21 protein-coding genes are annotated in these 24,133 nt (G+C 73.7%); 12 read left to right on the plus strand and 9 right to left on the minus strand.

Annotated elements, in window-relative coordinates:
- Positions 1-260: 260 nt before the first annotated feature.
- From AB0E05_RS29265 to AB0E05_RS29290, 6 genes are all read right to left on the minus strand, one after another.
- Positions 261-1,544, minus strand: coding sequence for a hypothetical protein (locus AB0E05_RS29265; RefSeq protein WP_361968890.1), 1,284 nt, complete (start codon positions 1,542-1,544; stop codon positions 261-263).
- A complete protein-coding gene (locus tag AB0E05_RS29270; protein WP_361968892.1) occupies positions 1,541-2,563 on the minus strand; it encodes a hypothetical protein in 1,023 nt (340 codons plus the stop codon). The genes AB0E05_RS29265 and AB0E05_RS29270 overlap by 4 nt, the downstream gene beginning before the upstream one ends.
- Positions 2,560-3,519 carry a hypothetical protein gene (locus tag AB0E05_RS29275; protein ID WP_361968894.1) on the minus strand — a complete coding sequence of 320 codons (960 nt, stop codon included), beginning with the start codon at positions 3,517-3,519 and terminating at the stop codon, positions 2,560-2,562. The genes AB0E05_RS29270 and AB0E05_RS29275 overlap by 4 nt, the downstream gene beginning before the upstream one ends.
- A 2-nt stretch (positions 3,520-3,521) precedes the next feature.
- The gene (locus AB0E05_RS29280) at positions 3,522-4,286 is read right to left on the minus strand and encodes a peptidase (protein WP_361968896.1); all 765 of its coding nucleotides are present in this window, start codon (positions 4,284-4,286) and stop codon (positions 3,522-3,524) included.
- Positions 4,287-4,724: 438 nt separating this feature from the next.
- Positions 4,725-5,234 (minus strand): ATP-binding protein, encoded by a 510-nt coding sequence (locus AB0E05_RS29285; protein ID WP_361968898.1) that lies wholly within the window; start codon positions 5,232-5,234, stop codon positions 4,725-4,727.
- Between the two features lie 263 nt (positions 5,235-5,497).
- Complete coding sequence (locus AB0E05_RS29290; RefSeq protein ID WP_361968900.1) at positions 5,498-5,869, minus strand: STAS domain-containing protein; 372 nt, start codon at positions 5,867-5,869, stop codon at positions 5,498-5,500.
- A 257-nt stretch (positions 5,870-6,126) separates the two neighbouring features.
- Here AB0E05_RS29290 and AB0E05_RS29295 point away from each other — a divergent pair, with 257 nt between their 5' ends.
- The 8 genes from AB0E05_RS29295 (at position 6,127) to AB0E05_RS29330 (ending at position 16,527) form a co-directional block, all read left to right on the plus strand.
- Positions 6,127-7,044 (plus strand): RNA polymerase sigma factor SigF, encoded by a 918-nt coding sequence (locus AB0E05_RS29295; protein WP_361968902.1) that lies wholly within the window; start codon positions 6,127-6,129, stop codon positions 7,042-7,044.
- 175 nt (positions 7,045-7,219) lie between these two features.
- Positions 7,220-8,461 (plus strand): DegT/DnrJ/EryC1/StrS family aminotransferase, encoded by a 1,242-nt coding sequence (locus AB0E05_RS29300; RefSeq protein WP_361969095.1) that lies wholly within the window; start codon positions 7,220-7,222, stop codon positions 8,459-8,461.
- Positions 8,454-10,697, plus strand: coding sequence for an oligosaccharide flippase family protein (locus tag AB0E05_RS29305; protein ID WP_361968904.1), 2,244 nt, complete (start codon positions 8,454-8,456; stop codon positions 10,695-10,697). Before AB0E05_RS29300 ends, AB0E05_RS29305 begins: the two co-directional genes overlap by 8 nt.
- 270 nt (positions 10,698-10,967) lie before the next feature.
- Positions 10,968-12,932: a glycosyltransferase gene (locus AB0E05_RS29310; protein ID WP_361968906.1), complete on the plus strand. Its 1,965-nt coding sequence runs from the start codon at positions 10,968-10,970 to the stop codon at positions 12,930-12,932.
- On the plus strand, positions 12,929-13,468 hold the full coding sequence (locus AB0E05_RS29315) for a hypothetical protein (protein ID WP_361968908.1): 540 nt from the start codon (positions 12,929-12,931) through the stop codon (positions 13,466-13,468). Before AB0E05_RS29310 ends, AB0E05_RS29315 begins: the two co-directional genes overlap by 4 nt.
- A 20-nt stretch (positions 13,469-13,488) precedes the next feature.
- A complete protein-coding gene (locus tag AB0E05_RS29320; RefSeq protein WP_361968910.1) occupies positions 13,489-14,604 on the plus strand; it encodes a glycosyl hydrolase in 1,116 nt (371 codons plus the stop codon).
- A gap of 43 nt (positions 14,605-14,647) precedes the next feature.
- Positions 14,648-15,661: a DJ-1/PfpI family protein gene (locus AB0E05_RS29325; RefSeq protein WP_361968912.1), complete on the plus strand. Its 1,014-nt coding sequence runs from the start codon at positions 14,648-14,650 to the stop codon at positions 15,659-15,661.
- Positions 15,658-16,527 carry a DJ-1/PfpI family protein gene (locus AB0E05_RS29330; protein ID WP_361968914.1) on the plus strand — a complete coding sequence of 290 codons (870 nt, stop codon included), beginning with the start codon at positions 15,658-15,660 and terminating at the stop codon, positions 16,525-16,527. The genes AB0E05_RS29325 and AB0E05_RS29330 overlap by 4 nt, the downstream gene beginning before the upstream one ends.
- Before the next feature lie 358 nt (positions 16,528-16,885).
- Here the strand turns inward: AB0E05_RS29330 and AB0E05_RS29335 are convergent, their stop codons facing one another.
- From AB0E05_RS29335 to AB0E05_RS29345, 3 genes are all read right to left on the minus strand, one after another.
- A complete protein-coding gene (locus tag AB0E05_RS29335) occupies positions 16,886-17,674 on the minus strand; it encodes a polysaccharide deacetylase family protein (protein WP_361968916.1) in 789 nt (262 codons plus the stop codon).
- 20 nt (positions 17,675-17,694) lie between these two features.
- Complete coding sequence (locus tag AB0E05_RS29340; protein ID WP_361968918.1) at positions 17,695-19,041, minus strand: glycosyltransferase; 1,347 nt, start codon at positions 19,039-19,041, stop codon at positions 17,695-17,697.
- 94 nt (positions 19,042-19,135) lie between these two features.
- Positions 19,136-20,281 carry a GNAT family N-acetyltransferase gene (locus AB0E05_RS29345; RefSeq protein WP_361968920.1) on the minus strand — a complete coding sequence of 382 codons (1,146 nt, stop codon included), beginning with the start codon at positions 20,279-20,281 and terminating at the stop codon, positions 19,136-19,138.
- A 487-nt stretch (positions 20,282-20,768) separates the two neighbouring features.
- On the opposite strand from AB0E05_RS29345, the gene AB0E05_RS29350 reads away from it, so the two are divergent.
- From AB0E05_RS29350 to AB0E05_RS29365, 4 genes are read left to right on the plus strand one after another with little or no spacing between them, the layout of a single operon-like run.
- Positions 20,769-22,622: an ATP-binding protein gene (locus tag AB0E05_RS29350; protein WP_361968922.1), complete on the plus strand. Its 1,854-nt coding sequence runs from the start codon at positions 20,769-20,771 to the stop codon at positions 22,620-22,622.
- Positions 22,619-23,065: a roadblock/LC7 domain-containing protein gene (locus AB0E05_RS29355; protein ID WP_361968924.1), complete on the plus strand. Its 447-nt coding sequence runs from the start codon at positions 22,619-22,621 to the stop codon at positions 23,063-23,065. Before AB0E05_RS29350 ends, AB0E05_RS29355 begins: the two co-directional genes overlap by 4 nt.
- The gene (locus AB0E05_RS29360) at positions 23,062-23,421 is read left to right on the plus strand and encodes a DUF742 domain-containing protein (RefSeq protein WP_361968926.1); all 360 of its coding nucleotides are present in this window, start codon (positions 23,062-23,064) and stop codon (positions 23,419-23,421) included. Before AB0E05_RS29355 ends, AB0E05_RS29360 begins: the two co-directional genes overlap by 4 nt.
- Positions 23,399-24,121: an ATP/GTP-binding protein gene (locus AB0E05_RS29365; RefSeq protein ID WP_361968928.1), complete on the plus strand. Its 723-nt coding sequence runs from the start codon at positions 23,399-23,401 to the stop codon at positions 24,119-24,121. The genes AB0E05_RS29360 and AB0E05_RS29365 overlap by 23 nt, the downstream gene beginning before the upstream one ends.
- Positions 24,122-24,133 lie beyond the last annotated feature (12 nt).

The following is a 24,133-nucleotide window of genomic DNA, read 5'->3' on the forward strand; positions in this document are numbered from 1 at the left end:
AACCGTCAAACGCCCCGCGACACTAACCGAACGAAATCAAGCCCGATGTTAAGGATCAAGCCCAGAAGGCGTGGTGGTACCCCCAGCGCCCCTGAACCCCTGCCACAGCCCGCAGACAAGCGACGGGGCAGCGAATCAGGGGCGCGGGGAACTGCGCGAACCCGCAGAGGGAAACGCACCCGAGGGGAAACGGCGGGGTTTGGGAGCGCTGGTGTCCCCCCACTCCCTAGGGGGCGGAGCTGCGTGACAAGCCGCAGGCGTCAGCGGCGGCGCCGGAGGCGGGTCCACGGGGTGAGGGCGAAGATCGCTGCGCCCAGGAGGAGCACCGTGCCGGCTGCCAGGGCCAGCGCGGGCAGGGAGCCCGAATCGTCCGCGCCCGTGTCCGCGAGGCCGCCGTTCGTACCGCCGCCGGACGAGCCACCCGCAGCACCGCCGGACGCAGCACCGCCGGACGCTCCGCCCTGCTGCGCCGCCGTCGTCAGCTCCAGGGACACCCCCACCGCGCCCTTCACCTCGCACGGGATCACGATCTTCTGGCCGCCGAGGTTGACGTCGATCGTCAGCTTGCCGGGGCTGAGCGTGGACTTGCCCGTCGCGCCGGGCTTGTACGTGCCCTTCAGCTCGCCGATGCCGACGGGCTTGCCCGCCTCGATGGGGTCCTTGTTCGGTTGGCCGACGACGGTCACCGCGCCCTTGTCCGCGCCGCCGAGGGCGATGCTCATGGAGCCCTTCATCGCGCCGGCCGGCAGCGGTGCGGGGCTGTTCATCACCGATTCGCCGGTCTTGACCGTGAGGGCGTAGCTGCCGCCGTCCTTCTTCGCGTTGATCGTGATGGGCGCCTTGATGCTGGCGGGGCCGGGGGACGTACAGCCGTACGTCGTCTCGACGGTCCTGCCGGGGAAGTCGGTCTGCCCGCCGTTGCCGCCCGAGCTGCCACCGGCCGCAGCGCCACCGGCAGCCGCGCCGCCGGTCGTACCGCCGCCCGTCGTGCCGCCACCACCCGCCGTCACCTTGATCTTCGTCGCGACCTGCACCGCCTCCTTCGGCGCGCACTTGGTGTCCGTCGAGATCGGCTTGGAGACGTTGATCGCGTACTTGTCCGGCGTCAGCGTGATCTCGCCCGCCTTCTCCAGCTTCAGCTTGCCCTTCATGTCCGAGAGCAGCATCGGGCTGTTCTTCGGGATCGCCGGGTTCTGCCGGGGGCCCTCCACCGTCAGCGTGCCGGTGGCCGCGCCGCCGAGTTTGACGGTGCCGGTGGGCTTGACGGTGTCCTTGTCCAGGTCGAGCACGTCCGGGTTCTTCGACGCCGCCTGGACCGTCTTCCAGACGACCTCGACCTCGTCGCCGACCTTCGCTTCGGCGGGCGCGGTGATCAGCGCCTTGGTGGTGCCCTGCACGGGCGGCAACCCGGAGATCGGCGGCGGGATGCACTCCGTCGCGTACGCCACCTCCGCGGCCTGCGCGGGTGCGGCGGCGAGCCAGATCCCCGCGCCGCCGAGCAGCAGCGCGATCCCGGCCGCGCCCAGCCTCCGTTGCGTCCTCACGGTGGTCCCTTCGTCGTGGGTCGGTTCTCAGCCGGTGCGGAGTCGGGGGTGAACCACGGCAGCGAAGCCGTGGCGGCGATCTCGGACGGGGCCCGGGGCGGTGCCTCGGAGGGGGCGGCGGACGCGCGGGCCGGCCGGGCCGGCCGGACCCGGTCCACCACCGCCATGCCGACGCGGAACAGCGCCGCCGGGACGACGACCGCGAGCAGCACCCAGAAGACCGTGACGCCCCACGGCCGGCCCACGCCCCACGGCTGGGTCGCGATGACCTTCCCGCCGTACCTGACGGAGACCTCGTAGTCCCCGTGGGCGCCCGCGGAGAGTTCGACGGGCAGCGTCACCTTCGCCTTCTGGCCCGGCGCGATGGTGCCGCGCCACTGCCGTTCGTCCCACTGCGGCGCGTACACGCCGTGCGCGGTGCCGACCTGGAAGACGGGGTCCTTGACGGGGGTCGTGCCGAGGTTGCCGACGGTGAAGACCAGCCGGCGGGCGGGCGCGGCGCCGAAGAAGACGAGGACGCCGGAGTCCCCTTCGAGGCGGGTCGTGGCGAGGACGGCCAGCTTGCCCGTGCCGGTGGGGGCGGGCAGCGGCGCGGTGGGGTGGCCGGTGACGGCGAACGGGGCGTCCGCGGTGGTCGGCCCGCCGGTGACCGTCGCGACGTGCACCACGCAGGGGCACGGCTTGGGCGGTGCGACCACGGGCAGCTCCTTGCGGAAGGCGCCCCGGTCGTCCGTGGTGACGGCGCGCCCCTGCGCGTTGGCGCAGGAGTTCGTGCCGCCGAGCATGTTCTCCCCGCAGAGCAGCAGCATGAGCAGGGTCCGCTGCGGCCAGCCGCTGCCGCTGACGGTGACCTTCCCGCCCTTGGCGGCCTGTTGTCGGTCCAGGGCGACCTTCGGCCCCTCCTCGGCCGCGCCGGCGGTGGGGGGTGGCAGCAGGACCAGAAGGAGGGCGAGGAGCAGTACGGAGTACGTCCGCGAAGGCGCCGCGCTGCGGAGTGTGCCGGGCTGGTGCTTCGTCATGTGCCTGCCCTCGTCAAGTGCCGTTCGGTGTCGGGCCGGAGCGGGGACGGGGCGGGGCCGGCACGGCTACGGCGGCGGGCCCCGAGGCGGACGAGGAGGACGAGCACCGCGGCGAGGAGTACGGCGCCCGCGAGCCGGCCCCAGGGGACGAAGGTCACGGTGACGGCCGCGGCGGCGCGCGCGTCCCCCGCGGCCGTCGCGCTGACGCGCACGTCGACCCGGTCGAGTGCCGGTGGGTCGCGCCAGGCCTCGCTGACGGCGACGCGCTGGCCGGGCCGCAGCTCGGCGGGCACGCCCCGCGCGGCGCGCCGGAAGCCGGTGCCCAGCAGGGCGTCCGCGGTGAGGACGACCCGTGGTTCGAGGACCGTGTTGCCCCGGTTGACCAGGGTGTAGCGGAGGGTGGCGCCCTCGGCGGTGAGGCCCTCGACGGTGAGCGCGGCGAGCGCGGGCCCGGTGACCCGGAGCCTGATCCGTACGGCCGTCTCCCGCGCCGGGCGCCCCTCGGCGCGATGCGCGACCGTCGCCAGGACCGCGGCGCGGTGGTCGCCGGGGGCGGCGTCGGCGGGCACGGTGAGGGTGTACGGCACGTCGGCGCGGGTGCGGGGCGGGACGGTCACGGTGGGCGCGGCGAGCGCGATCCACCGGCCGACGCCCTTCGCGGCGCCCTTCGCGGGGCCCTTCTCCGGGCCCGGCGCGGGCTCGTCCGCGGGCTCGTCCGCGGGCCGTAGTCGTACGGTCAGCGGCGCAGCGCCCGGGTTGGTCACCGTGATCCGGTCTTCCAGTACGGCTCCGGGCGCGCCCTCCGCGTACGCGTACGGCCGGCTGCCGTCGCCCGGCGCGGGCCGCACGCTCCAGCCGGGCCGTTCGCCGGGCGCCGCGAGGGCCGGGCCGGGCGAGGGTGCGGTGGCGAGCAGCACCACCAGGCCCACCAGGGCGGTGCGCAGGCGGGCCGGCACGTTCAGCCCGCGGTGCGTCGGGCGCCGCGGCGGGTGAGCCAGAGGACTCCGGCGGCTCCGGTGAGCACGACGGTGCCGCCGAGGGTGGCGAGGGCGACGGCGGAGTCCAGGGGGCCGGTCTTGGGGAGTTCGGCGGCGCCGTCGGCGGAGCTGCCACCGGTGGTGCCGCCCGTGCCGTTGCCGCCGGTGGTGCCGCCGCTGTCGGATCCGGAACCGCCGGAACCACCGGTCCCGCCGGAGCCGGCCGCGCCCGTGACGTCCAGCTCCAGCGAGGGCCCCGGTTTGTTGGACGGCGTGCACGTCGTGGTCGTGCCGAGCGCCTTGATGGTCAGCACCCCGGCGGTGAAGGTCACCTTGCCGTTCTTCTTCGGGGCGTACTTGCCGGTGAGCTTGCCGATCTTGATCGGGGTGTTCGCGGGTACGGCCGCGTCGTTCGGCTTGCCCACGACCGCGACCTCGCCCGAGTCGGCGCCGCCCAGCTTGATCTTCGCGCTGGGGTTCATCGCGCCCTTGCCGAGCTCGATGGGGCTGGACGAGACGCCCTTCTCGAAGGACATCGTCACGTCGTAGCCGCTGCCGCTCTTGACGGCCTTGATGTCGACGGGCGAGACGGCGCCCTTGGGGCCGATGGGCGTCTGGCACTGGTAGTTGACGTCGACGACGGCGGCGTGGGCGGCGGGGGCGGTGAGCAGGAGCACCGGGGTCGCCGCGGTCACTGCGGCCGTTGCCGCCGCGAGTGCGAGAGCTGTCCGCTTCTGGTAGGTCACCTCAGAGCTCCCCTTACGTTTTACTGACGGCACATCAGATCGGCGGCCAAGGTACGCCGGGGGCGATGGGGAAGGAAGACAATGCGCACGCCTTGTTGACGCCCGGGATGCCCGCGCCCTCCCTGCGGGCGCGTTGACCTCTGCGGCCCGGTGGTGGGTTGTTCGCGCAGTTCCGCCCCCTACGCCCAGAGGGCGTGGGGGGACCCCCAGCGCCCCCGATCCCCGCCGTTTCCCTCCGGGTGCGTTCTCCCCCGCGAACCGTGGTGGGCTTGTCGCGCAGTTCCCCGCGCCCCTAAAACCCCTGCCCCTAGCCCGCAGACAAGTGACGGGGCCAGCGAAACAGGGGTGCGGGGAACTGCGCGAGCGAACTCAACGCGCCCGCGGGGGTACAGCGGCTCCGCCGTCAGCCGGCCGCACGCGCTGGGAAGGGGCGGGCCGTCAGGACGGCGCCGCCAGTTCCGCCCAGACCGTTTTGCCGGGGGCGCCGGGGGTCCGCTGGACCCCCCAGTCCAGGCACAGGCGCTGGACGATGAACATGCCGTGCCCGCCGGGGCGGCCCGCGCGGTGGGGAGTGCGCGGGGCCGGCTGGCCGGCTCCGTGGTCGGTGACCTCCAGGCGCAGCACCTTGCCGTCGCAGCCGACGCGGAGTTCGTCCGGGCCCTCCGCGTGCAGGCAGGCGTTCGTCACCAGCTCGGAGACGACCAGCAGGACGTCCTCCGCCGCGGCCCTGCGGTCCGCGGTCGCGGCCGGCAGCCAGCCCCAGTCGTACAGCGCCTGGCGAGTGAAGTCCCGGGCGAGCGGCACGATGCCGCTGGCGCTGGCCAGCGGCAGGCAGCGCACCGGCGGCCGGGCACTCCCGGGGGTGCGCGGCACGGCCGAGGTGCCGTTGCCACGGGCGTCGCTCGGCTCACGACCGAGGTCGCCCGGCTGCGGCCGGGTGGTGCTCATCAGCGCTTCACCTCACCGAATCACCAGATCGCCTGTGCGTGACATATGTGTCCCGCATATATGGAGTCCTGCTCACGCAGTCGCTTTTCACACGTCCGGATCTGCTCGGGCTCGCCCGCGGGTCCGTACTCAGAGTGCCCGACGCCCAACGCTCCGCGCGGGACCTGTGGAAACTCTCCTGCCCCATGCGGCAGTGACAACACTCACCCTCGCCGTGAGCGGAATCCGCTGCGGATCCGCCCCGGGGGTGCTGGGCCGTCGGCTCAGCCGTCGAGGGCCGCCTGCACGGTCTCGTGCATGGTGAAGACGGCGCCCGCTCCGGTGATCTCCAGGACCCGGGCCACCACGGGCTGCGTCTCCGCCAGGTGGACCCCGCCGCCGGCGGCCTCGGCTTTCAGCCGGGCGGTGAGCAGCACGTTGAGGCCCGTGGAGTCGCAGAAGTCCAGTTGGGAGCAGTCGATGACGAGCCGCGAGCGGCCGTCGGCGAGGGCTGCGTCGAGGGGCGTCTGCAGCAGGGCGGCCGTGTGGTGGTCGAGCTCACCCGCCGGTTTCAGCACTGCACTGCGGCCCTCGGTCCTGACGTCGACCCGAAGGCGGCCCTGGTTCACGCTGCCTGCGGCGGTCCCGCCGTCCATGCACGTCCCTTCGCGCCGTGGTTTGCCTCGAACATTACGCCCTTTCCCTGCTCCCCGGCCATGCGACCACCCCTGAAGAAACCCAATAAAACGGACATATAGCGTAATTGGCATTTGCATTCGATCGCGAGAAGCGGGTAGGGCTTGTAGGGAACCGCAACGGGACCTTCCCCACGACCGGCTTGGAGGCGCCGCTCACCCCCAGAGCTCACGTATGGGCATCGGCAGCCATATGCCGAGAACGACGGAGGAGATCCATGTCACCCCGGCTCGACGAATCGCGCACCCCCACCACCGCGCCGTCGGCACAGGCACTGCAGGCACCCCCCCAGACCCCCCTCGGGACCGACCCCGAGACGCACGACCCCCTCGCGGACCTCGACCTTCCCGAGATCCCCTTCGACGAGGTGGCGCCGCTGGACGCGCGCGCCCTGTCGAAGACCCTCTTCGCCCGGCTCCAGGAGCTGGAGGAGGGCACGCACGAGTACGCGTACGTACGCAACACCCTCGTCGAGCTCAACCTCGCCCTGGTCAAGTTCGCCGCCTCCCGCTTCCGCTCCCGCAGCGAGCCGATGGAGGACATCATCCAGGTCGGCACCATCGGCCTCATCAAGGCGATCGACCGGTTCGAACTCAGCCGCGGCGTCGAGTTCCCGACCTTCGCCATGCCGACGATCATCGGCGAGATCAAGCGCTTCTTCCGCGACACCAGTTGGTCCGTGCGCGTGCCGCGCCGCCTCCAGGAGTTGCGGCTCGACCTCGCGAAGGCCGGTGACGAGCTCGCCCAGCGCCTGGACCGCTCCCCCACGGTCGGCGAGTTGGCGGAGCACCTCGGCCTCTCCCGCGACGAGGTCATCGAGGGCATGGCCGCGAGCAACGCGTACACCGCGAGTTCGCTGGACGCCCAGCACGAGGAGGACGACAGCGAGGGCGCCCTCGCCGACCGCCTCGGCTACGAGGACCACGGCCTCGAAGGCATCGAGTACGTGGAGTCCCTGAAGCCGCTGATCGCCGGCCTCCAGCCGCGGGACCGCAAGATCCTCTCCCTCCGCTTCGTCGCCAACATGACCCAGTCGGAGATCGGCGAGGAGCTGGGCATCTCCCAGATGCACGTCTCCCGGCTGCTCTCCCGCACCCTCGTCAGGCTGCGAAAAGGGCTGACGCTGGAGGAGTGAGACCGGCGTCCCGACGACTCCGCACAGGGCCCACCCCCCGAGGGGGTGGGCCCTGTGCCGTGATTGACGACGGAGTCCGCTGAGGTCCACATTTGGGGGCGGGGTTTTCTGGGGGGACGCAATGGGCCTTGGGGAAGGCCGGTCGACGTCCGCGTACGCAGCGATCGAAGGGCTGATGCGCGAACGGCTGGGCCGGGAGTGTCTTTACGTGCCGTCGTGTCGGCTCGCGATGTACCTGGCGCTGCGCCACTGGTGCCGCCCGGGCGGACGGGTGCTGATGTCGCCGGTCAACGACGACGTCATCTTCTTCGTCGTGCTCGCGGCCGGGCTGCGACCGGTGCAGGCGCCGCTGCGCCCCGAGGACGGCTCCATCGACGTCGCCGCCGTGCCCGAGTCCGTCTGGCACGGGCTGTCCGCGGTCCTGACGGTCAATCTGTACGGGAACCCCGACCCCGCCCCCGAACTGCGCTCCCGCTGCCACCTCCTGGGCATCCCGCTGATCGAGGACGGGGCGCACGCGCTCGGCAGCGAGATCGAGGGACGGCTCGTCGGCACCTTCGGCGAGGCGTCCGTCTTCAGCCTCTCCAAGCTGCCCGACGCCGGGACGGGCGGCGTCCTCGCCCTCGCCGACCCCGCGCTGCGCCCCGCCTTCGAGCGGGCCAGGGACGAACTGCTCGCACCCGGAAATCTGCTGTCAGAACTGACGTACGGCATCCGCCCTTATGCTGAGGCGGGCGTTCGGGGACTGCGGTTGACCGCGGCGGCGCGCGCCGCGGTGCGCCTGCTGGGGCTCGTGGACCGGACCGACATCCGCCAGCCGCTGCGGATCGACGAGTTGCGGCGGACGATGCCGACCGCGGGCTACCCGAGCGCACTCGCCGACTTCGACTCCTGGATCCGGGTGGACATGCACGACTACCGCATGCGGCCCGGCGGGCTGCGGCTGCGGCGGACCGAGCGCATGGTCGCCCGACTCGACGACCGCCTCGCCGCGCACCGCGCCGGCACCGCGAAGCTGCTGGCGTCCCGCTGGGCGGTGCGCCGCCCCGGTCCCGTGCAGCCGCTGTTCCGGGTGCCGTTGCTGGTCGCCGACCGGGACGCGGCGATCGCGCTGCTGGACGAGCACCGGATCCCTACCGGCTACCTCTACGACCCCCCGCTCGACGACTACGCCGGCGAGTGGTTCACCGACGCCTCGCCGTCGCCGGACGCCGCCCGCTACTTCGCCCGGCACGCGCTGCCCGCCGACCCGCTCAAGGCCGAACGGATCCTCGCCGTGCTGGAGAAGGGCGCGGTGGCGCCGGCGCCGCCGTTCACGACCGGCCGGACGCGACGGCGTACGGGCCCGGCGGGCGCACCCGCGGTCGACGAGACCGTGCAGCTGCGGGCGTACCCCCACGGCGAGCCCCGTGTCTGACGTCGACACCACCCGACTGCGTGCCCTGCCCCCGTCCGCCGCCGCGGGGCGCCCGGAGCGCGAACCGGCCGGCGACGGGGACGGCCAGGAGGGCGCGGGCTCCGACTCCGGGGACTCGCTCTTCCGCAACGCGTACGCGCTGATGCTCTCCACGGGCGTCTCCGCCGCGCTCGGCCTCGGCTATTGGCTGGTCGCCGCCCGCTACTACACCCAGGAGGCGGTCGGCGAGGGCTCGGCCGCGATCGCCGCGATGCGCCTGCTGGCCTCCGTCACCGCGACGACGATGACGGGCGCCGTGGTGCGGTACGTGCCGCGGGCCGGCCGCCGCACCGGGCCGCTGGTGTGGCGCACGTACCTCACCAGCTCCGTGGTGGTCACGGTCGTCTCGATCGGCTTCCTGTTCACCCTGCCGCTGTGGGGCGAGTCGTACGAACCGCTCGCCGGCTTCTGGCCCGGGGTGTGCTTCGTGACCGCCTGCGTCAGTTGGGCGCTGCTGACCCTCCAGGACGGGGTGCTGACCGGGCTGCGGCGGGCGTTCTGGGTGCCCGTGGGCAATGCGGTCTTCTCGATCGCCAAGCTCCTGCTGCTGGCCGCCTTCGCGACCGCGCTGCCGGTGCTGGGCGTCTTCGTGTCCTGGGCGGCGGCGATCGCGCTCTCCGTACTGCCGCTCGGCTGGCTCGTCTTCCGCCGGCTGATCCCCCAACAGGCCGCGGCCGACCGGGACCGCGAGCCGCCGCGGCTGCGGGAGATCGTGCGGTTCCTCGCCGGTGACTCGGTGGGCTCGCTGTTCACGCTGGCGATGGTCAACCTGCTGCCGGTGATGGTCGCCGTCCGCTTCGACGCCGCCGACAACGGCTACTTCTACATCGCGTACACCGTCGGCGCGACGATGGAGGTCATGGCCATCAACATGGCCGCCTCGCTGACCGCGCACGCCTCCCACAGCCCGGAGACCCTGGCCGCCGGGGTGCGCGGGGCGCTGCGGCGGATGACGCTGCTGCTCGTGCCGGTGGTGCTGGTGCTGGTGCTGTTCGCCCCGCTGATCCTCGCGCCGTTCGGCGCCGCGTACGCGGAGAACGGCACCACCGTGCTGCGGCTGCTGGCCGCCGCGGCGCTGCCGCGCGTCGCGGTGGAGCTGTACCTCGCGGTGCTGCGGGTGCAGGGGCGCACGGGTGCGCTCGCCGTGGTGCAGAGCGCCATGTGCGCCCTGGTGCTGGGCAGTGCGGCGCTGTTGTTGGGCCCGACCGGGATCTCCGGCGCGGGCTGGGCGATGGTGCTGTCGATGACGGTGATGGCGCTGGCGTCCGCGCCGGGGCTGCGGGCCGCGCTCGCCGGTCGGGACCCCCAGCCGTCGAGGCTGTGGGCGCGGCTGACGGCCCGGCGGACGAAGCAGGAGACCGCGCGCGACGCGGACCGGGCCCGCAGGGCGGCCGAGCGGCGGGAGCGGCTCGCCCGGCACGAGCAGGAGTACACCAGCCCCGCGCCCGCGTACGTGTGGAGCGGGCACGACACGGCGACGCCGGCGTACGGCATCCCCGTCTTCGTGCCGCCCGAGCGGCAGCCGGAGCCGCAGGCCGTCGCGGCGACCGCGGGCGAGGTGGTGGAGCGGCGGATCGCGCTCGCGCTGTGGGGGCTGCTGGGGCTGGCGGTGGCCCTGTTCTGGGGGCCGCTGCTGTCCGCGCCCGACCTCGCGCAGGACGCGCTGTCCGGCAAGGAACTGCTGAAGGCGCTGCCGCCGGTGACGGTGACGGCGGTGGTGCTGCTGATCGTGGTGCAGAGCGCCGCGCTGTCGCTGCTGCGTCCGCGCACCGCGCTGCTCGCGGCCGGGATGCTGGTCACGTTCGCCGCGCTGCACACCGCGCCGGCCGTGCTCGGCTGGGAGCCGGAGCCGGTGGAGGGCGCGTGGTACGGGACGCTGGCGCGCTTCCTCGCGTCGGCGGCCGGCTGGGAGAGCGCGGACGGGCTGCTGCGCTGGCTGCCGACCGCGTGCCAACTGCTCGCGCTGCTGGCGGTGTCGGCGATCGCCCGGACGCTGGGGCTGCCGGCGCCGGCCCGGTGGGGGGCGGTGTGGGTGCTCGTGGTCCTGGGCTGGGCCCTGCAACGACCGCTGGCGCCCGTCGCACTGCCGCTCCAGCTCGCCCTGACGGCCGTGGCGCTGGGGCTGGTCCTGTTCCAGCGCCGCCCGCCGCGCGGGGCCCGGGCCAAACCTCGAACGAAGGCGCCGAAGGCCCCCTAGGGCGTGTCTTATGGATCAGGCTGGGTGAGGGAGCGTGGTTTGGTGCCGTGGATCGCAAGGCGGAGGAGGGAGGCTACGCGGAGCGTAGGTGACCGACGAGAACGCGGCGAGGCGCGGTGCCAGGGCACGCGAGCCCAGCAAGATCCATAAGACACGCCCTCAACGCAAGCGGCCGACCCGAACCATCTGCACGACTTGCATGACCTGCACGAACCGAACCATCTGAACGATCCGAGTGATCTGAACGACCTGAGCCACCCGAGGTGATCCGTGCGACGACCAGCCACCGATTCCGGCAGACCCGTGCCGCCGCCCGGTCGGCCCGACCGGGACCCGGCGGCCACCGGCACGGACCGGCCCACGATGGGCCTCGACGTCTCGGGTCTGCGCGCCGCCCGCGCCGGTGCCGCCGCGCCCGGCGACGGCGGCGCGCCCGGGCCGCGCGCCGCCCGTCGCGCCGCCGGGCCCGACCGGAAGACGCTCGTCGCCCTGGTCGCCCCGCTGGCGCTCGCGCTGGTGCTGTGGGCCGTCGCCGTCGCCACCACCGACGTCTCCGACCTCACGGACTTCGGTCTCACCGCCGAACTGCCGGTGGTCTTCTGGCTCGGTCTCGCCGTGCTGACGGCCGGGTTCTGGCACTGCGCCCGCGACCCGCGGCGCAGCCACTGGTGGCCGCTGGCGTACACCGTCGGCCTGTTGGTGATGGAGCGCGCCACCCAGGCCGTCGTGTATCCGAACCCGCTGTACGCCTGGGCGTGGAAGCACGACGCCGTCATCGAGCACCTGATCGACGCCGGTCGGCTCCAGCGCGGCGCCGAGCTGGGCGACATGGCCGTGTACGACCAGTGGCCCGGGTTCTTCGCGGCGCAGGCGGCGCTGGTGGAGCTGACCGGGGCGGAGAACGCGCTGGCGTTCATGGCCTGGTGGCCGCTGCTCTCCAGCCTGCTGCTGCTCCTTCCGCTGCTGCTGCTCTTCCGCACCTTCACCCAGGACCGCCGGCTGATCTGGACCGCGGTGTGGATCTTCTTCGCCGCGAACTGGGTCGGTCAGGACTACTTCTCGCCGCAGTCGACGGCGTTCGTGCTCTATCTGGGCGTGCTCGCGGTGGCGCTGCGCCGCGCCGAGGCGCCGACGCCGGGCAGGCGGGCCCGGCAGGTGGTGTGGACGGCGCTGCTGATACCGCTGATCGCCGCGATCGTCGTCTCCCACCAGCTCACCCCCGTGATGCTGGTGGTGAGCCTGGCCGCGCTGTGTCTGATGGGGCGCTACCGGGACTGGACGCTGCCGATCGTCCTCGCCCTGGTCTTCGCCGCCTGGAACCTGACGGCTTCGCTGCCGTACCTCAGGGAAGCCGTGCCGGACATGATCAAGACCTTCGGTGACCTGGGGAGCAATCTGGAGCGCGGCTACGGCGCGGTGCCCACCGGTACGGGCGCGCTGTTCGCGTCCTGGTCTGCGCGGCTCCTGTCGGCGCTGGTGGTGCTGCTCGCCGCGGTCGGGTTGCTGCGCGGCGGGAAGGCGCTGCGCCTGCGGGCCCGGCCGCTGCTGCTGCTCGCCGCGGTGCCGCCGCTGCTGGCGGTGGCCAACGGCTACGGCAGCGAGATGGTCTTCCGGGTGCTGATGTTCATGCTGCCGTTCCTGAGCTTCTTCGCCGCGGCGGCGCTGCTCCCGAAGGCCACGGAACCGAAGCCCGCAACGGCTTCGACTGCGACCGACCGTTGGCCGCGGCTCGCGACCGGCTTCCGCTACGGCGTCGCCCCCGCCCTCGCCCTGACCGTGCTCACCGTCCTGTTCGTCCCCAGCTACTCGGGCAAGGACCGGCTCAGCTACTTCCCGCCCGACGAGGTGGAGCTGGTCAAGGACCTGCTGAGCACCGCGCCCGAGGGCTCCCTGGTCGTCGCGCCGCACCGCAACTACCCGGCCGCGTACGACCGTTACTGGGACGTGGACCACTACTGGTTCCTGGACGACTCGAAGGTCCACGTCGACGAGATCGTGGCGGCCCCGGCGAAGACCCTCGCCAGCGACATGTCGGCGGTGGAGCCGCCGGGCGAGGCGTACTTCCTCTACACCCGCGGCCAGGTGGCGAACTCGGAGATGAACGGACTGCTCACCGGAGAGCAGATGGCCGACATCGAGAAGGACGTGGCGGCCTCGCCGCTGTTCGAGAAGGTGGCGAGCAACGAGGCCGGCGTCGTCTACCGGCTGAAGAGCTCCGCGGGGAGGACGTCATGAGATCCGAGCAGCACCCCCGGCCGGCATCGGCCCCGCAGCAGCCGCAGGTCGACCGGCTCCGGTCCGCCGTCCGCGCCGCCCAGGCCGGGCAGTCCCGCTCCCGCCGGGCGCTCGTGCTGCGTTGGGCCCCGCCGGCCGCCGGCGCCGTCGCGCTCCTCGCGACCCTCCTGCCCGACGGGAACCCGCTGCGCTGGCTGCCCGTCGTGCTCTTCCTGCTCGTCGGCCCCGGCGCGGCCCTGCTGCGGGTCTGTGCGCCGCGTCTGGGCCGGCACCCCGCGGTCGGCCCGGTCGAGGACTGGGACCCGCACTTCGGCCGGGACTCCGACCGGCTGGAGGCGGCACTGCTCGCGGTCTTCCTCAGCGTCAGCCTCGCCGTGCTCGGCGCGACCGGGCTGATCGCCGTCAAGTCGCTGAGCGGTACGGGCCTGTTGGTCCTCCTCCTGGGGGTGACCGTGGCCGCCGCGTGCTGTCCCCAGCTCCCCGCGGGGAAGCATCGCTACGAGAACCCCACCGCACCACCGCCCCGCAAGGGGTGACCGAAGGAGGCTGAACCTCCGTGCCCTCCGGCCCCGCCGTGCCCTCTGAGAACCCAGCGCACCGCACGCCCCCCGCCGAGCACTCCAACCCGAGTTCCCGTACGAGACGGCGGGGGCTGTACGCCGTGGTCCTCGCCGGCGCGCTGCTCCTCGGCGCGCTGGCGCTCGGCCGGGAAGCCGCCCCCTCCGACGACTCCCGCCCGCCCGCCGACTCCCCCGAGTGCCGGGTGACGGACCTCCTGGTGCCGCCGTGCGGGGCCTGGTTCGGCGCCTACGTGCGACACGAGAAGCCCGAGCTGGTGGAGAAGGTCGCCGCGTACGAGCAGCGGATCGGCCGGAAGTTGGACATCGTGTACGCGTACCACGACATGTCCACCGACGGGCTGGAGGGCCAACTCGTCACCGAGCAGGAGCGCGAGGTCGGCCAGGAGCGGATGCTGCTGCTGTCGTGGGAGAGCAAGTGGTGGGGCGGCACGGCGGCCCAGCAGCCGCGCTGGACGCAGATCTCCTCCGGCGCGCTGGACGCGACCGTGATCGACGTCCAGGCGCGCCGGATCAAGGAGTACGGCAAACCGCTGTTCCTCTCCTTCGACCTGGAGATGGACACGCGGGTGCCCGACGCCGGCACGCCGGAGCAGTTCGTCGCCGCCTGGCGCCACATCCACGACCGGTTCCGGCAGCTGGGCGTCACCAACGTGGTGTGGACGTGGACGATCACCGGCTACCCGGGCAACAACGAGCTGTTCCCGAAGCTGTACCCGGGGGACGCGTACGTCGACTGGATCGCCTACGACCGCTACAACTACTACCGCTGCCACGACACCGAGTGGGAGAGCTTCGCCGAGACCCAGGAGGACGTGCACCGCTGGATCCGGCAGAACCTCTCCGCCGACAAGCCGCTGATGCTCGCCGAGTTCGGCACCGCGGACGATCCGGACCGGCCGCAGCGGCAGGCCGAGTGGTACGAGGAAGTGCCGCGGGTGGTGAAGAAGATGGACGGGGTGCACGCCGCCCTCCAGTGGAACTGGCGCGACCCCGGCCCGTACTGCGACCTCTCCCTCGCCCGGGAGTCGTCGTGGCGGGCCCTGCGCAAGGCGGTGGCGGACCCCTTCTTCCACCAGGTGCGCCCGTGGTGACCGCGGCCTGCGGGGCGGGTGCGCCGCGTGATGGCATCACGGCATGGAGAGCGCGGAGAAGACCCGACGGGTGCTCGTCGTCGCCTACGACGACGCCCAGATCCTCGACATCGCCTGCCCCAGCGGGGCGCTGGACATCGCCAACCGGTACGGGGCCGATCCCCCGTACTCCATCGAACTCGGCACCCTGGGGCGGCGGGCCGTCCGCAGCTCCACCGGGATCGTGCTCGGCGCGGGCCGGCGCCTGGAAGGGGTGACGGGCCGGCTCGACACGCTGATGGTGGTCGGCGGGGCGGGCTCGGAGGTGGCCGCGGCCGATCCGCGGCTGGTGGCCCAGGTGGTGCGGCTCGCCGAGCGCAGCCGCCGGGTGGCGTCCGTGTGCACCGGTGCGTCCGTCCTCGCCGCGGCCGGTCTGCTGGACGGCCGCCGGGCGACCACGCACTGGGGGTACGGCGAGGGCCTGGCCGCCCGGCACCCCGAAGTCGCCGTCGACGTGGCGCCGCTGTACATCCGGGACGGGAACGTCTACACGTCCGCGGGCGTCACCAGCGCCCTGGACCTCACGCTCTCGCTGATCGAGGAGGACCACGGCGCCTCGCTGGCGCGGGCGGTGGCCCGGGAGCTGGTGACCCATCTGCACCGCCCCGCCGACCAGGCGCAGATCAGCGTGTACCTGTCGGCCCCGCCGTCCGGCAGCCGCGCGGTCGGCGACCTGATGGCGTACGTGGCGGGCCATCTCACCGCGGACCTCAGCCCGGGCGCGCTCGCGGCCCGCGCCGGGGTGAGCACCCGCCATCTGACCCGGCTGTTCGCGACCCACGCGGGGACGACCCCGGCGCGGGCGGTGCGGGCCGCGCGGACGGAGGCCGCGGCGCACCTGGTGCGCACCTCACGGCTCTCCCTCGCCGCGGTCGCCCGCCGCTGCGGGTTCCGGTCGGCGCAGACGCTGCGGCAGGCGTTCGTCGACCGGTACGGCACGAGCGGGGACACGATCCGCAGGATGCCGGACATGCCCGCGGTGAAGGCGCCGCCGGGCCGTGAGACTCCGGAGGCATGACGACGACACCAGCACCAGCGCCTGCACCAGCACCACGTCCGGCGGCCTCCCGGCGGGCCCTGATCCGTACGACCGTGGGCGCCGGGGCCGCGCTCGCGGCCGGCGTGGTGGCCGCGCCGCAGGCGTCGGCCGCCGAGCGCCCCGGGCCGCGGCGGAGCGGGGGCCCGCGCGTGGGCATCGTGCTCTACGACGGCTACAGCCTGCTGGACCCGACGGGCCCGGCCGAGGTCCTGTCCCGCCTCCCCGGCGCCGAGGTGACGATGGTCGCCGCGCGCCGGGGCCCGGTGCGCACCGACACCGGCGACGTCCGGGTGATGGCGGAGCGGGCCCTGTCCGAAGTCGACCGCCTCGACGTGCTGGTGGTGCCCGGCGCGGGCAACCGGGGCACGGTCGCCGCCATGAACGACCGCGCGCTGCTCGACTTCATCCGCCGCATCCACCGCACCAGCCGCTTCACGACCTCGGTGTGCACGGGCAGCCTGGTGCTCGCGGCGGCCGGCCTGCTCGACGGCCGTCAGGCCACGACGTACTGGGCCTCCGCGCCGTATCTGGAAGCCACGTTCGACGTGACGTACCGCCCCGAGCGCTACGTCCGCTCCGGCCGGATCGTCACCGCCGCGGGCGTCTCCGCCGGGCTCGACATGTCCCTGTACCTGGCGTCCCTGCTCGCCGACGACACCACGGCGGAGGCGATCCAACTCGCCCTGGAGTACGACCCCCAGCCGCCCTTCGACGCGGGCGACGCGGCCGAGGCCGACGAGCAGCGCAAGGCGTTGGCGCTCCGGCTCCTGGAGGAGTCGCAGACGGGGGCGGGCCGCGGCTGGGAGCCGGGCTACGCGAGTGCGCGCCCCGTCGCCTCGCCGTAGCCCGCGCGCCCGGTCCCTGCGGCCCGGTGTTGAGCTGTTCGCGCAGTTCCGCCCCCTGTGCCCAGAGGGTATGGGGGGGACCCCCAGCGCCCCTGGCGTACCCGCCGCTTCCCTGCAGGAGCATTGACCTCCGCGGCCCGTGGGTGGTTCTCGCGCAGTTCCCCGCGCCCCTGATTCGCTGCCCCCGTCATGTGCCTGCGGCGCGGAGGACGGGGTTTTAGGGGCGCGGGGAACTGCGCGACAAGCCACAGATAGGCCGCACAAGCCAACGCTCCCGCAGGGAAACGGCGAGAGGCTCTCGGGGCGCGGGGCTTCCGCTCCCGCACCCGCACCCGCAGGACACGCGCCGCGCGGGGTGTCAGCCCGCGAAGGTCGGGCCCTTCAGCGCCGCGCGCGCCCGGCGGTAGGCGCGCCAGCCGACCGTGGGGAGCGCGTCGCGGAACGGGGCCGTGCGGGCGCCCCGGCCCTCCATCCACTGCGTGACGTCCGCCACCGTGTGCGTCCGGCGCACGATCAACCGGGCGATCCGGTACGACTCGTCCCGCTCGGAGCTGAGCGCGTGCCGCACCGCGACGGCGGAGGAGTAGCCGGCGCGCAGCGCGGCGCGGCGCACCCGTCCGCTGTTGTAGCCGTGCGGATAGGCGAGGTGGGCGACCTCGTGGCCGAGCAGGTCCTCCAGCACTTCCTTGGGTTCGCGCAGCTCCTGTTCCAGGGCGCGTGCGCCGAGGGTGTCCAGTTGGGCGTGGGTGATGGTGTGGGTGCCGATCTCCATGCCGCGCTGCTCCAGCTCGGGGACCTGGGCGAGCGTCATCATCGGCGCGGGCGGCAGCAGGCTGCGCCGGCCGGGGGTGATGGCGCCGGTCGTCAGGTACGCGGTGGCCGGCAGGGCCCGTTCGGCGAGCGCGTCGGCGGTGGGGCCCGGCAGGTCGGCGAAGCCGTCGTCGAAGGTGATCACCACCGGTCGTGGCGGCAGCGGCGCGCCGTGCGTCAGATGGGCGACGAGGGTGCTGATCGGCACCGCGGTGCGCCCGCTGGCCACGATCGCGTCGAGGTGCGCCGCGAAGTCCTTGGGGGTGATGCTGAACTCGGCGATCCAGGCGGGCGGGTCGTCCGTGACCCCGTGGTACAGCAGTACGGGCACGTGCATGCGAGGACTCTCACGATCCGTCATGACGACGTCCCCTCACGCCTCGTCGGCTCCCACGGCAGACGCACGCCCCGCACCTTGCGGCGCGCCCTGACGTATCCGATGGGCCCGGCGAGCATGCCGCGCCGCTCCAGCCGGGACAGTCGGCGCGGCCACGGGTAGTCCTGCGCGCCGTGCGCGCCGGGCACGGCCGCGCCGGCCGAGTCGCGGTGCGCGGTGATGGTGCGGGCGCGGGCGAGTCCGCGCGGCAGTTTGCGCAGCAGCGCGGGGAGCACGGCGGGCCGCCGCACCAACAGCGCGGTGAGGTACGCGGTGAGCCCGGCGCCGTATCCGTACGCCTGGTTCTCCAGGTCCCGCCAGGTCTCGCGGTGGTGGTGCCACACCAGGGCTTCGGGGCTGTAGCGCAGCCGGTGGCCGGCGACCAGCACGCTCACGAAGGCGTACAGGTCGTCGCCGCCGCGGGCGGGCGTGCCGGTTCCGGTCGCCGGGTCGAAGCCGCCGGCGGCGCGCAGGGCGGCGGCGCGGAAGGCCATGTTCGCGCCGGAGCCGAAGCTGCCCGCGGTGAAGGGGAACAGCGGCTCGTCGGCGGGCGGGTCGTTCGGGTCGTACGTGGTGGGCGTGAAGCCCTTCGCGAAGCCGCCGTGGCTCTCCAGCAGGATCTGCGCGGGCGTGCCGAGCCGGGCGGGCAGGATCAGCCCGGTGGTGCAGCCGAGACCGGGGTCGTCGGCGAAGGGCCGGGTGAGCGCGGTGAGCCAGTGCGGGTCGGCCACGACGTCGTCGTCGGTGAACGCGACGACCTCGCCGTCGGCTTCGGCGACGCCCCGGTTGTGCGCGACGGCGAGCCCGGGGACGGGCTCGTGCACGTAGCGCACGCCCTGCTTGGCGTAGGCGTCGGCGATCAGGTCCCGGGTGGCGCTGGTGACGGGCGCGTTGTCGACCACGACGACCTCGAAGTCCGGGTGGTCCTGGGCGAGCAGGGAGTCCAGCGCGCGGGCGAGTTGGTCAGCGCGCTCGCGGGTGGCGACGACGACGCTGGTGCGCGGCGGGGGGGCGGCGGGCGCGGGGTCCGCGGCGGGCACGCCGGTACGGGCCAGCAGCGCGCGGGCTTCCGTCGCCACCACGTCCGCCGCGGACTTGCCCGGCGGCACGCGGCACACGACGGTGGCGACCGGGCGGCCCCGCAGTCGGACCAGCGCGTAGACGTCACTGCTCGCAGGGCCGTCGTCGGGCCCGGCGGGCGGCAGGGCGGGTCCGAAGGACAGGACCTCCCCGTCGGGTCCCGCCAGGTCGAGTTGGGCGACCCTCAGCGGCGTGGGTATCGCGCCGCGCCCCGGGGAGGCGGGGGGATTCGACTGCTGCGTGCTCATGGATGCGTCTTCCTCGGTGCGTGCGTGTTCCGCGCTGCGGTTCAAGGTGGCGTCGGGCCCGCTCGGTGTCGGTGGCCGCGCTCAGTGGCCGCGCTCAGTGGCCGCGGACCTTCGCCGCGCGGACCAGCGTCCGCTGGGCGAAGCCGGCGAGCCGGGGCCTGTTGCGTACGTACCCGTGGGCCATGCGCGAGGGCTCGCGGCTCAGCCAGGACACCACCGCCCCCGGCCCGGGCCGCATCGCGGCGCCCGCGAAGACCCGCAGCTCACCGGTCTTGAACGCGTCCTTGTACACGGCCGGGCCCTGCCCCAGGTCGAAGGTGGTGATCCCGGCGTCGGCCGCCGCCTCGGCCATCCGCAGATGGAGCACGAGGCCGGGCGAGTAGCGGGCGTACCGGATGTCGTACGCCGGGAACCAGCAGGCGAGGACGGTCCGCGAGCGCAGGCCGAAGTGCGCGGAGACGGGCCGCCCGCCCGCGTACAGCACGGACAGCACCCCGGAGCAGTCCGGGTCGCGGCCCGTGTGCAGATCGCGCACCAGACCGGCGATCCAGTCGGTGGCGAACCGGTCGCCGCGGTGGGTGCGCCGGTACTGCGCGGACTTCCACTCCATCAGTGTGCGCAGCGCCGCGGGGTCGCGCTCGTCGAAGACGAACCGCAGGTCGCCCTCGCGCCGGCCCAGTCGGCGCTCCTTGGCGCGGGTGGACTTCAAGAACTTCGGGGACCGGTCGCGGAGCTGGTCCTCGTACGCGGTGAATCCGTCGGCGAGGTCCATCACCGGGGAATCGAACTCTTCGGTGGCCGCTGCCGCGAAAAGGTTTTGACCGTCTTCGAGGTTGTCGAATTCCCACGTCGACAACGCGCATGCGGACAACAACTCGCGTGCGGTGATCTCCGTTTCGACACCGGGGGCGAGAATCGCGCCCTGGCAGTCGGAGACGCCGAGGCCGATCGCCCGGCCGCGGCCGAGCGGTCCGCGTTCGAAGGGGAAGAAGCCGACAGCTTCGCCGTCCCTCCACAGAACCGCCACTCTTGCGGCGGGCCGCGCCCGTCCGGCGGCGAGGGTGAACTCGGGCTCCATGAACGGACTGGCCGTCCCGCCGGCGGCGGCGTGCGCCGCGCGCAGCGCGCGCCAGCGCTCGACCTCGGAACGGCCCAGTTCGGCGGGGGGCACGAGCTGGACGCGCACCCCGCGGACGGCGGTCCCTCCGCCCCGCGCGTCACTGGTGCGTACAAGGCTCATCGCAGACCCCCCGGTCCTCCCCGTGAATTCCCCGGGACAGGACGGTACCGGGCCATATGCCGACAGGATAGGCAGTCCCTGCCCGGCTGTGTCGATGATGTGGAGACTTGGGGAACACGTTACTCGGGCCGCGCGCCGGGCCTTCGCCCAAGCCGACGAGCCGGCGCGGATCCGACTTCGCCAACTCATATTCGAACACGGTCAGTTGATCGTAGGATTACGGTGCGCTCCCGTCCCCCTGCGGGAGTCCGACGTGTCCGGGAAGGACTCTGTCTTCAGTGATCGTCGTTTCGAAAGTCGTGGTCGTCCCCGACGACCCGATCACCCTCCGCCGATTCCCACACGACCTCACGTCCCATCCCTCTCTTTCGTCTCGCGCGCCACATTCACCTCGCGCGTCACATTCGCGCCCCCTCCCGCCTTTGTCGGCGGGGCCGCACCGCAGCTCCTCCACGCTGCCGCCGCCGCGCCCCGGAGCGGAGCACAGATGGTGAGCCGAGCCGCCGCGCGGGCCGGCGCACCGCCCCCCGCCCCGGTCAGGACGCCCCTGTGGTGGCCGCTCGCCACCCTCACCGCCGTGGCCGCCGCGGGCGTCTTCACCGGTCTCCACACCCCCGTCGCGCAGTGGCGGATAGCCGCGGGCGGCGGCGCCGCCGTCGCCGTCCTGACCTTCTCCTGGGCCCTGCTGCTGGCCCGGCTGCTGCATCTGCAACGCAAGGGGTTCGCCGCCCAGTTACGCACCGGCGAGGTGCGCGCGGCCGAGGTGACCCACCTCGCGTCCGTCCGCCTCCCGGCCATCGTCGCGCGCAAACGCGCCGGCCAGGACGTGACCGACGTCCCCGGACCCCTCTCACCGGCCGCCGACACCGGTGAGGAGTTCGCGAGGGAGTTGGCCGAGGTCGTCGCCGCGCTGGGCTCGGACGAGGGCGCCCGCCGCGAGCGGGCCCTGCGCGACTCGGTGGAAGCCGCCTTCGAGACCGTGGCCCGCCACATGCACGCGATGGCCACGGTGCAGCAGCAGGTCCTCGACGACGTCGAGCAGTCCATCGAGGACCCCCATCTGATGGCGGGGGTCATGAAGGCCGACCACGCCGCGGCGCAGCTCACCCGCAAGGCGCAGACGCTGCTGGTGATGTGCGGGAGCTGGCCCGCGCGCCGGGAGACCCGACCGGTGTCGCTGTACGACTGCGTGCGCGGCGCCCAGTCGCGGATCGTCGAGTTCGGCCGGGTGGAGATCCACGGCGGTCAGACGCTGTACGTGGTGCCGTCCGCCGTCGAGGGCCTGATGCACACGATCGCGGAGCTGTTGGAGAACGCGACCGTGTTCTCCCCCTCCCGCACCCAGGTCGTGGTCACCATCCGCGAGGTGGGCGCCGGGGCCGTCGTCGAGATCGACGACGCGGGCCTCGGCATGGCGCCGGACGTGCTGGAGCTGGCGACGGCCCGGCTGCGGGACGGCCTGGACCTGACGAACCTGGGCGCGGTGCCGCGGCTGGGGCTGGCGTGCGCGGGCCGTTGGATGCGGGAGCTGGGCTTCGGCCTGGAGCTGTCGACGGCGTCGGCGTACGGCGGCACGCGCGCCGTGGCCTTCCTGCCGTACCGGCTGCTGACGGAGCCGTTCGCGCACTTCGCGTCGGCGGGCGAGGCGGTGCTGCCGCAGGCCCGGCCGACCGGGTACGGGGTCGATGCGGGCGCCGGAGTCGTCGGCGTCAGGGGTGGCGTCGCGGTCAGCGGCGGCGTCCGCGCGCGCTACGAGGAACGGGCCTACGAGGAACGGACGTACGACGAGCGGGCGCCCGGCGCGCACGCGCAGGTGCCGGATGCGTACGCGTCGGAGGCGTACGGCACCTGGCCGGAACAGGGCGTCGCGCACCCCGTGGGCGGCCCGCCCGTCGCTCCGCGGGAGGCGTTGCCGCGGCGGCGCAGCAGGCGGGGCGCGGCGTTGGAGGCGGCGGCGCAGCAGGCGTTGCAGCCCCCGCCCGCGCCGGAGCCGCCGGCCCGGGCCGGGTGGACGCCGGAGGCCGCGCGGACGTCCGTCGCCAACGTGGTGTCCGGCTCGCGCCGGGGGCGGGCGTCCGTTGCCGACGCGCAGGCCAGGTCCCGCACCCCCGCGCAGATCCACCCCCAGGCACAGGCGCAAGCCCAGGCACAAGCACAGATCCAGGCGCGGGCTCAGGCACAGGCCGAGGCCCAGGTGCCGGTCCAGGCACGGGGGCGGGCGGTCCGCGCGCAGGCTCCGGCCTGGGCCCAGCCCCGGGAACGGGTCCCGGGCTCCGTCCCGGTCCCCCTGACCGAAGCACACCCCACCGACCCCGACGCTTTCCGTGGAGGCAGACCGTGACCGGGACCCTTTCGACCCTTCCGGATCTCGGCTGGCTGCTCCGGCCGTTGATCGAGATCCCCGGCGTACGGCACGCCGTCGTCGTCTCCGAGGACGGCCTGCGGCTCGGGCACGCCTCCGCGAAGAAGCTGTCGGGTCCGGTGCCGGCGCTGAGCATCGGCGAGGCGGAGGCGCTCTCGGCGGCCTGCGCGGCGATGAACATGACCAGCCGGTCCACCACGTCCCTGCTGTTCGGCGCGGGCGCCGGGGTGCGCCAGTTGATGCTGGAGTCCGACCACGGCTTCGTGCTGTTCACCCACGCCGGGGTCGGCGCGCACCTGGGGGTGGCCACCGACCCGGACGCGGACATCGGCATGGTGGCCCAGCAGATGCAACTGCTGGTGGTGAAAATCGGCGCACACCTGAGCAGCCAGCCCAGAGATCCCGTGCCCAACCCGTCATGACGGACCGTCCGGAGGAGCGGACGCACCGGGCGGTGCGGCCGTACGTGATCACCGGGGGCCGGGCGGGTGCCGGCGGCGAGCCGCTGCCCTGGGAGGCCCTGGTGGTGGCCACGGACGCCGCGTTCCCCTCGTACCTCCAGCCGGAACACCACACGATCCTGCGGCAGTGCCAGGGGCTGCTGTCGGTGGCCGAGGTGGCCGCACACCTCGGCCAACCGCCGTCGGTGGTCCAGGTGCTGCTCTCGGACCTGGTGCAGTGGGGCCTGGTGGCGGTGCGTCCCCCCATCCCGCCGGCCGACCGCACCGACGTGACCATGCTGAGAAAGGTCCTCGATGGGCTCGAACGCCGTCTTTGACGCCGGTCACCGGGAGACCCCCGGGGACCGGGCGCGGCGACAACCCGGGCCGCCCGACCCGCAGGGCGCCCCCGCCCCCACGCACGCCACCCCGCACTCGGCGCACTCCGCGTACTCGTCGAAGTATCTGGCGCCCACCGTCACCGGCTCGGCCAAGATCCTGGTCGTCGGCCCGTTCGGGGTGGGCAAGACCACGCTGATCGGCACGGTCTCCGAGATCAGGCCGCTGTCCACGGAGGAAGAGCTGACGGAGACGGGCGCGGCGGTCGACGGCGCCGCGGCCAGTCCTTCCAAGGCGACGACGACCGTCGGCCTGGACTTCGGCCGGATCACGATCAACGGCGTGCTCGCGCTCTACCTCTTCGGCACCCCGGGCCAGCAGCGCTTCCTGCCGACCTGGCGCGACCTCGCGAAGGGCTCGCTGGGCGCGCTCGCGCTCGTCGACGCGCGGGACCCGGAGTCCTCCTTCGAGGCGCTCGACAACCTGGAGGACCTGGGCCTGCCGTTCGCGGTGGCGGTCAACCACTTCCCCGGCAGCCCCGACTACCCGGACGCGGAGCTGCGCGAAGCGCTGGACCTGCTGCCCGGGACACCGCTGGTGAACTGTGACGCGCGCGATGCGCGGTCCTCCGTACGGGCGCTGATCGCGCTGCTGCGGCACCTGATCGACGACCGCGCGGCGGGTGGGAGCCCCGAGTGAACCACCCGCCGC

It is taken from the genome of Streptomyces sp. NPDC048057 (assembly GCF_040653095.1).
Classification (GTDB): domain Bacteria; phylum Actinomycetota; class Actinomycetes; order Streptomycetales; family Streptomycetaceae; genus Streptomyces.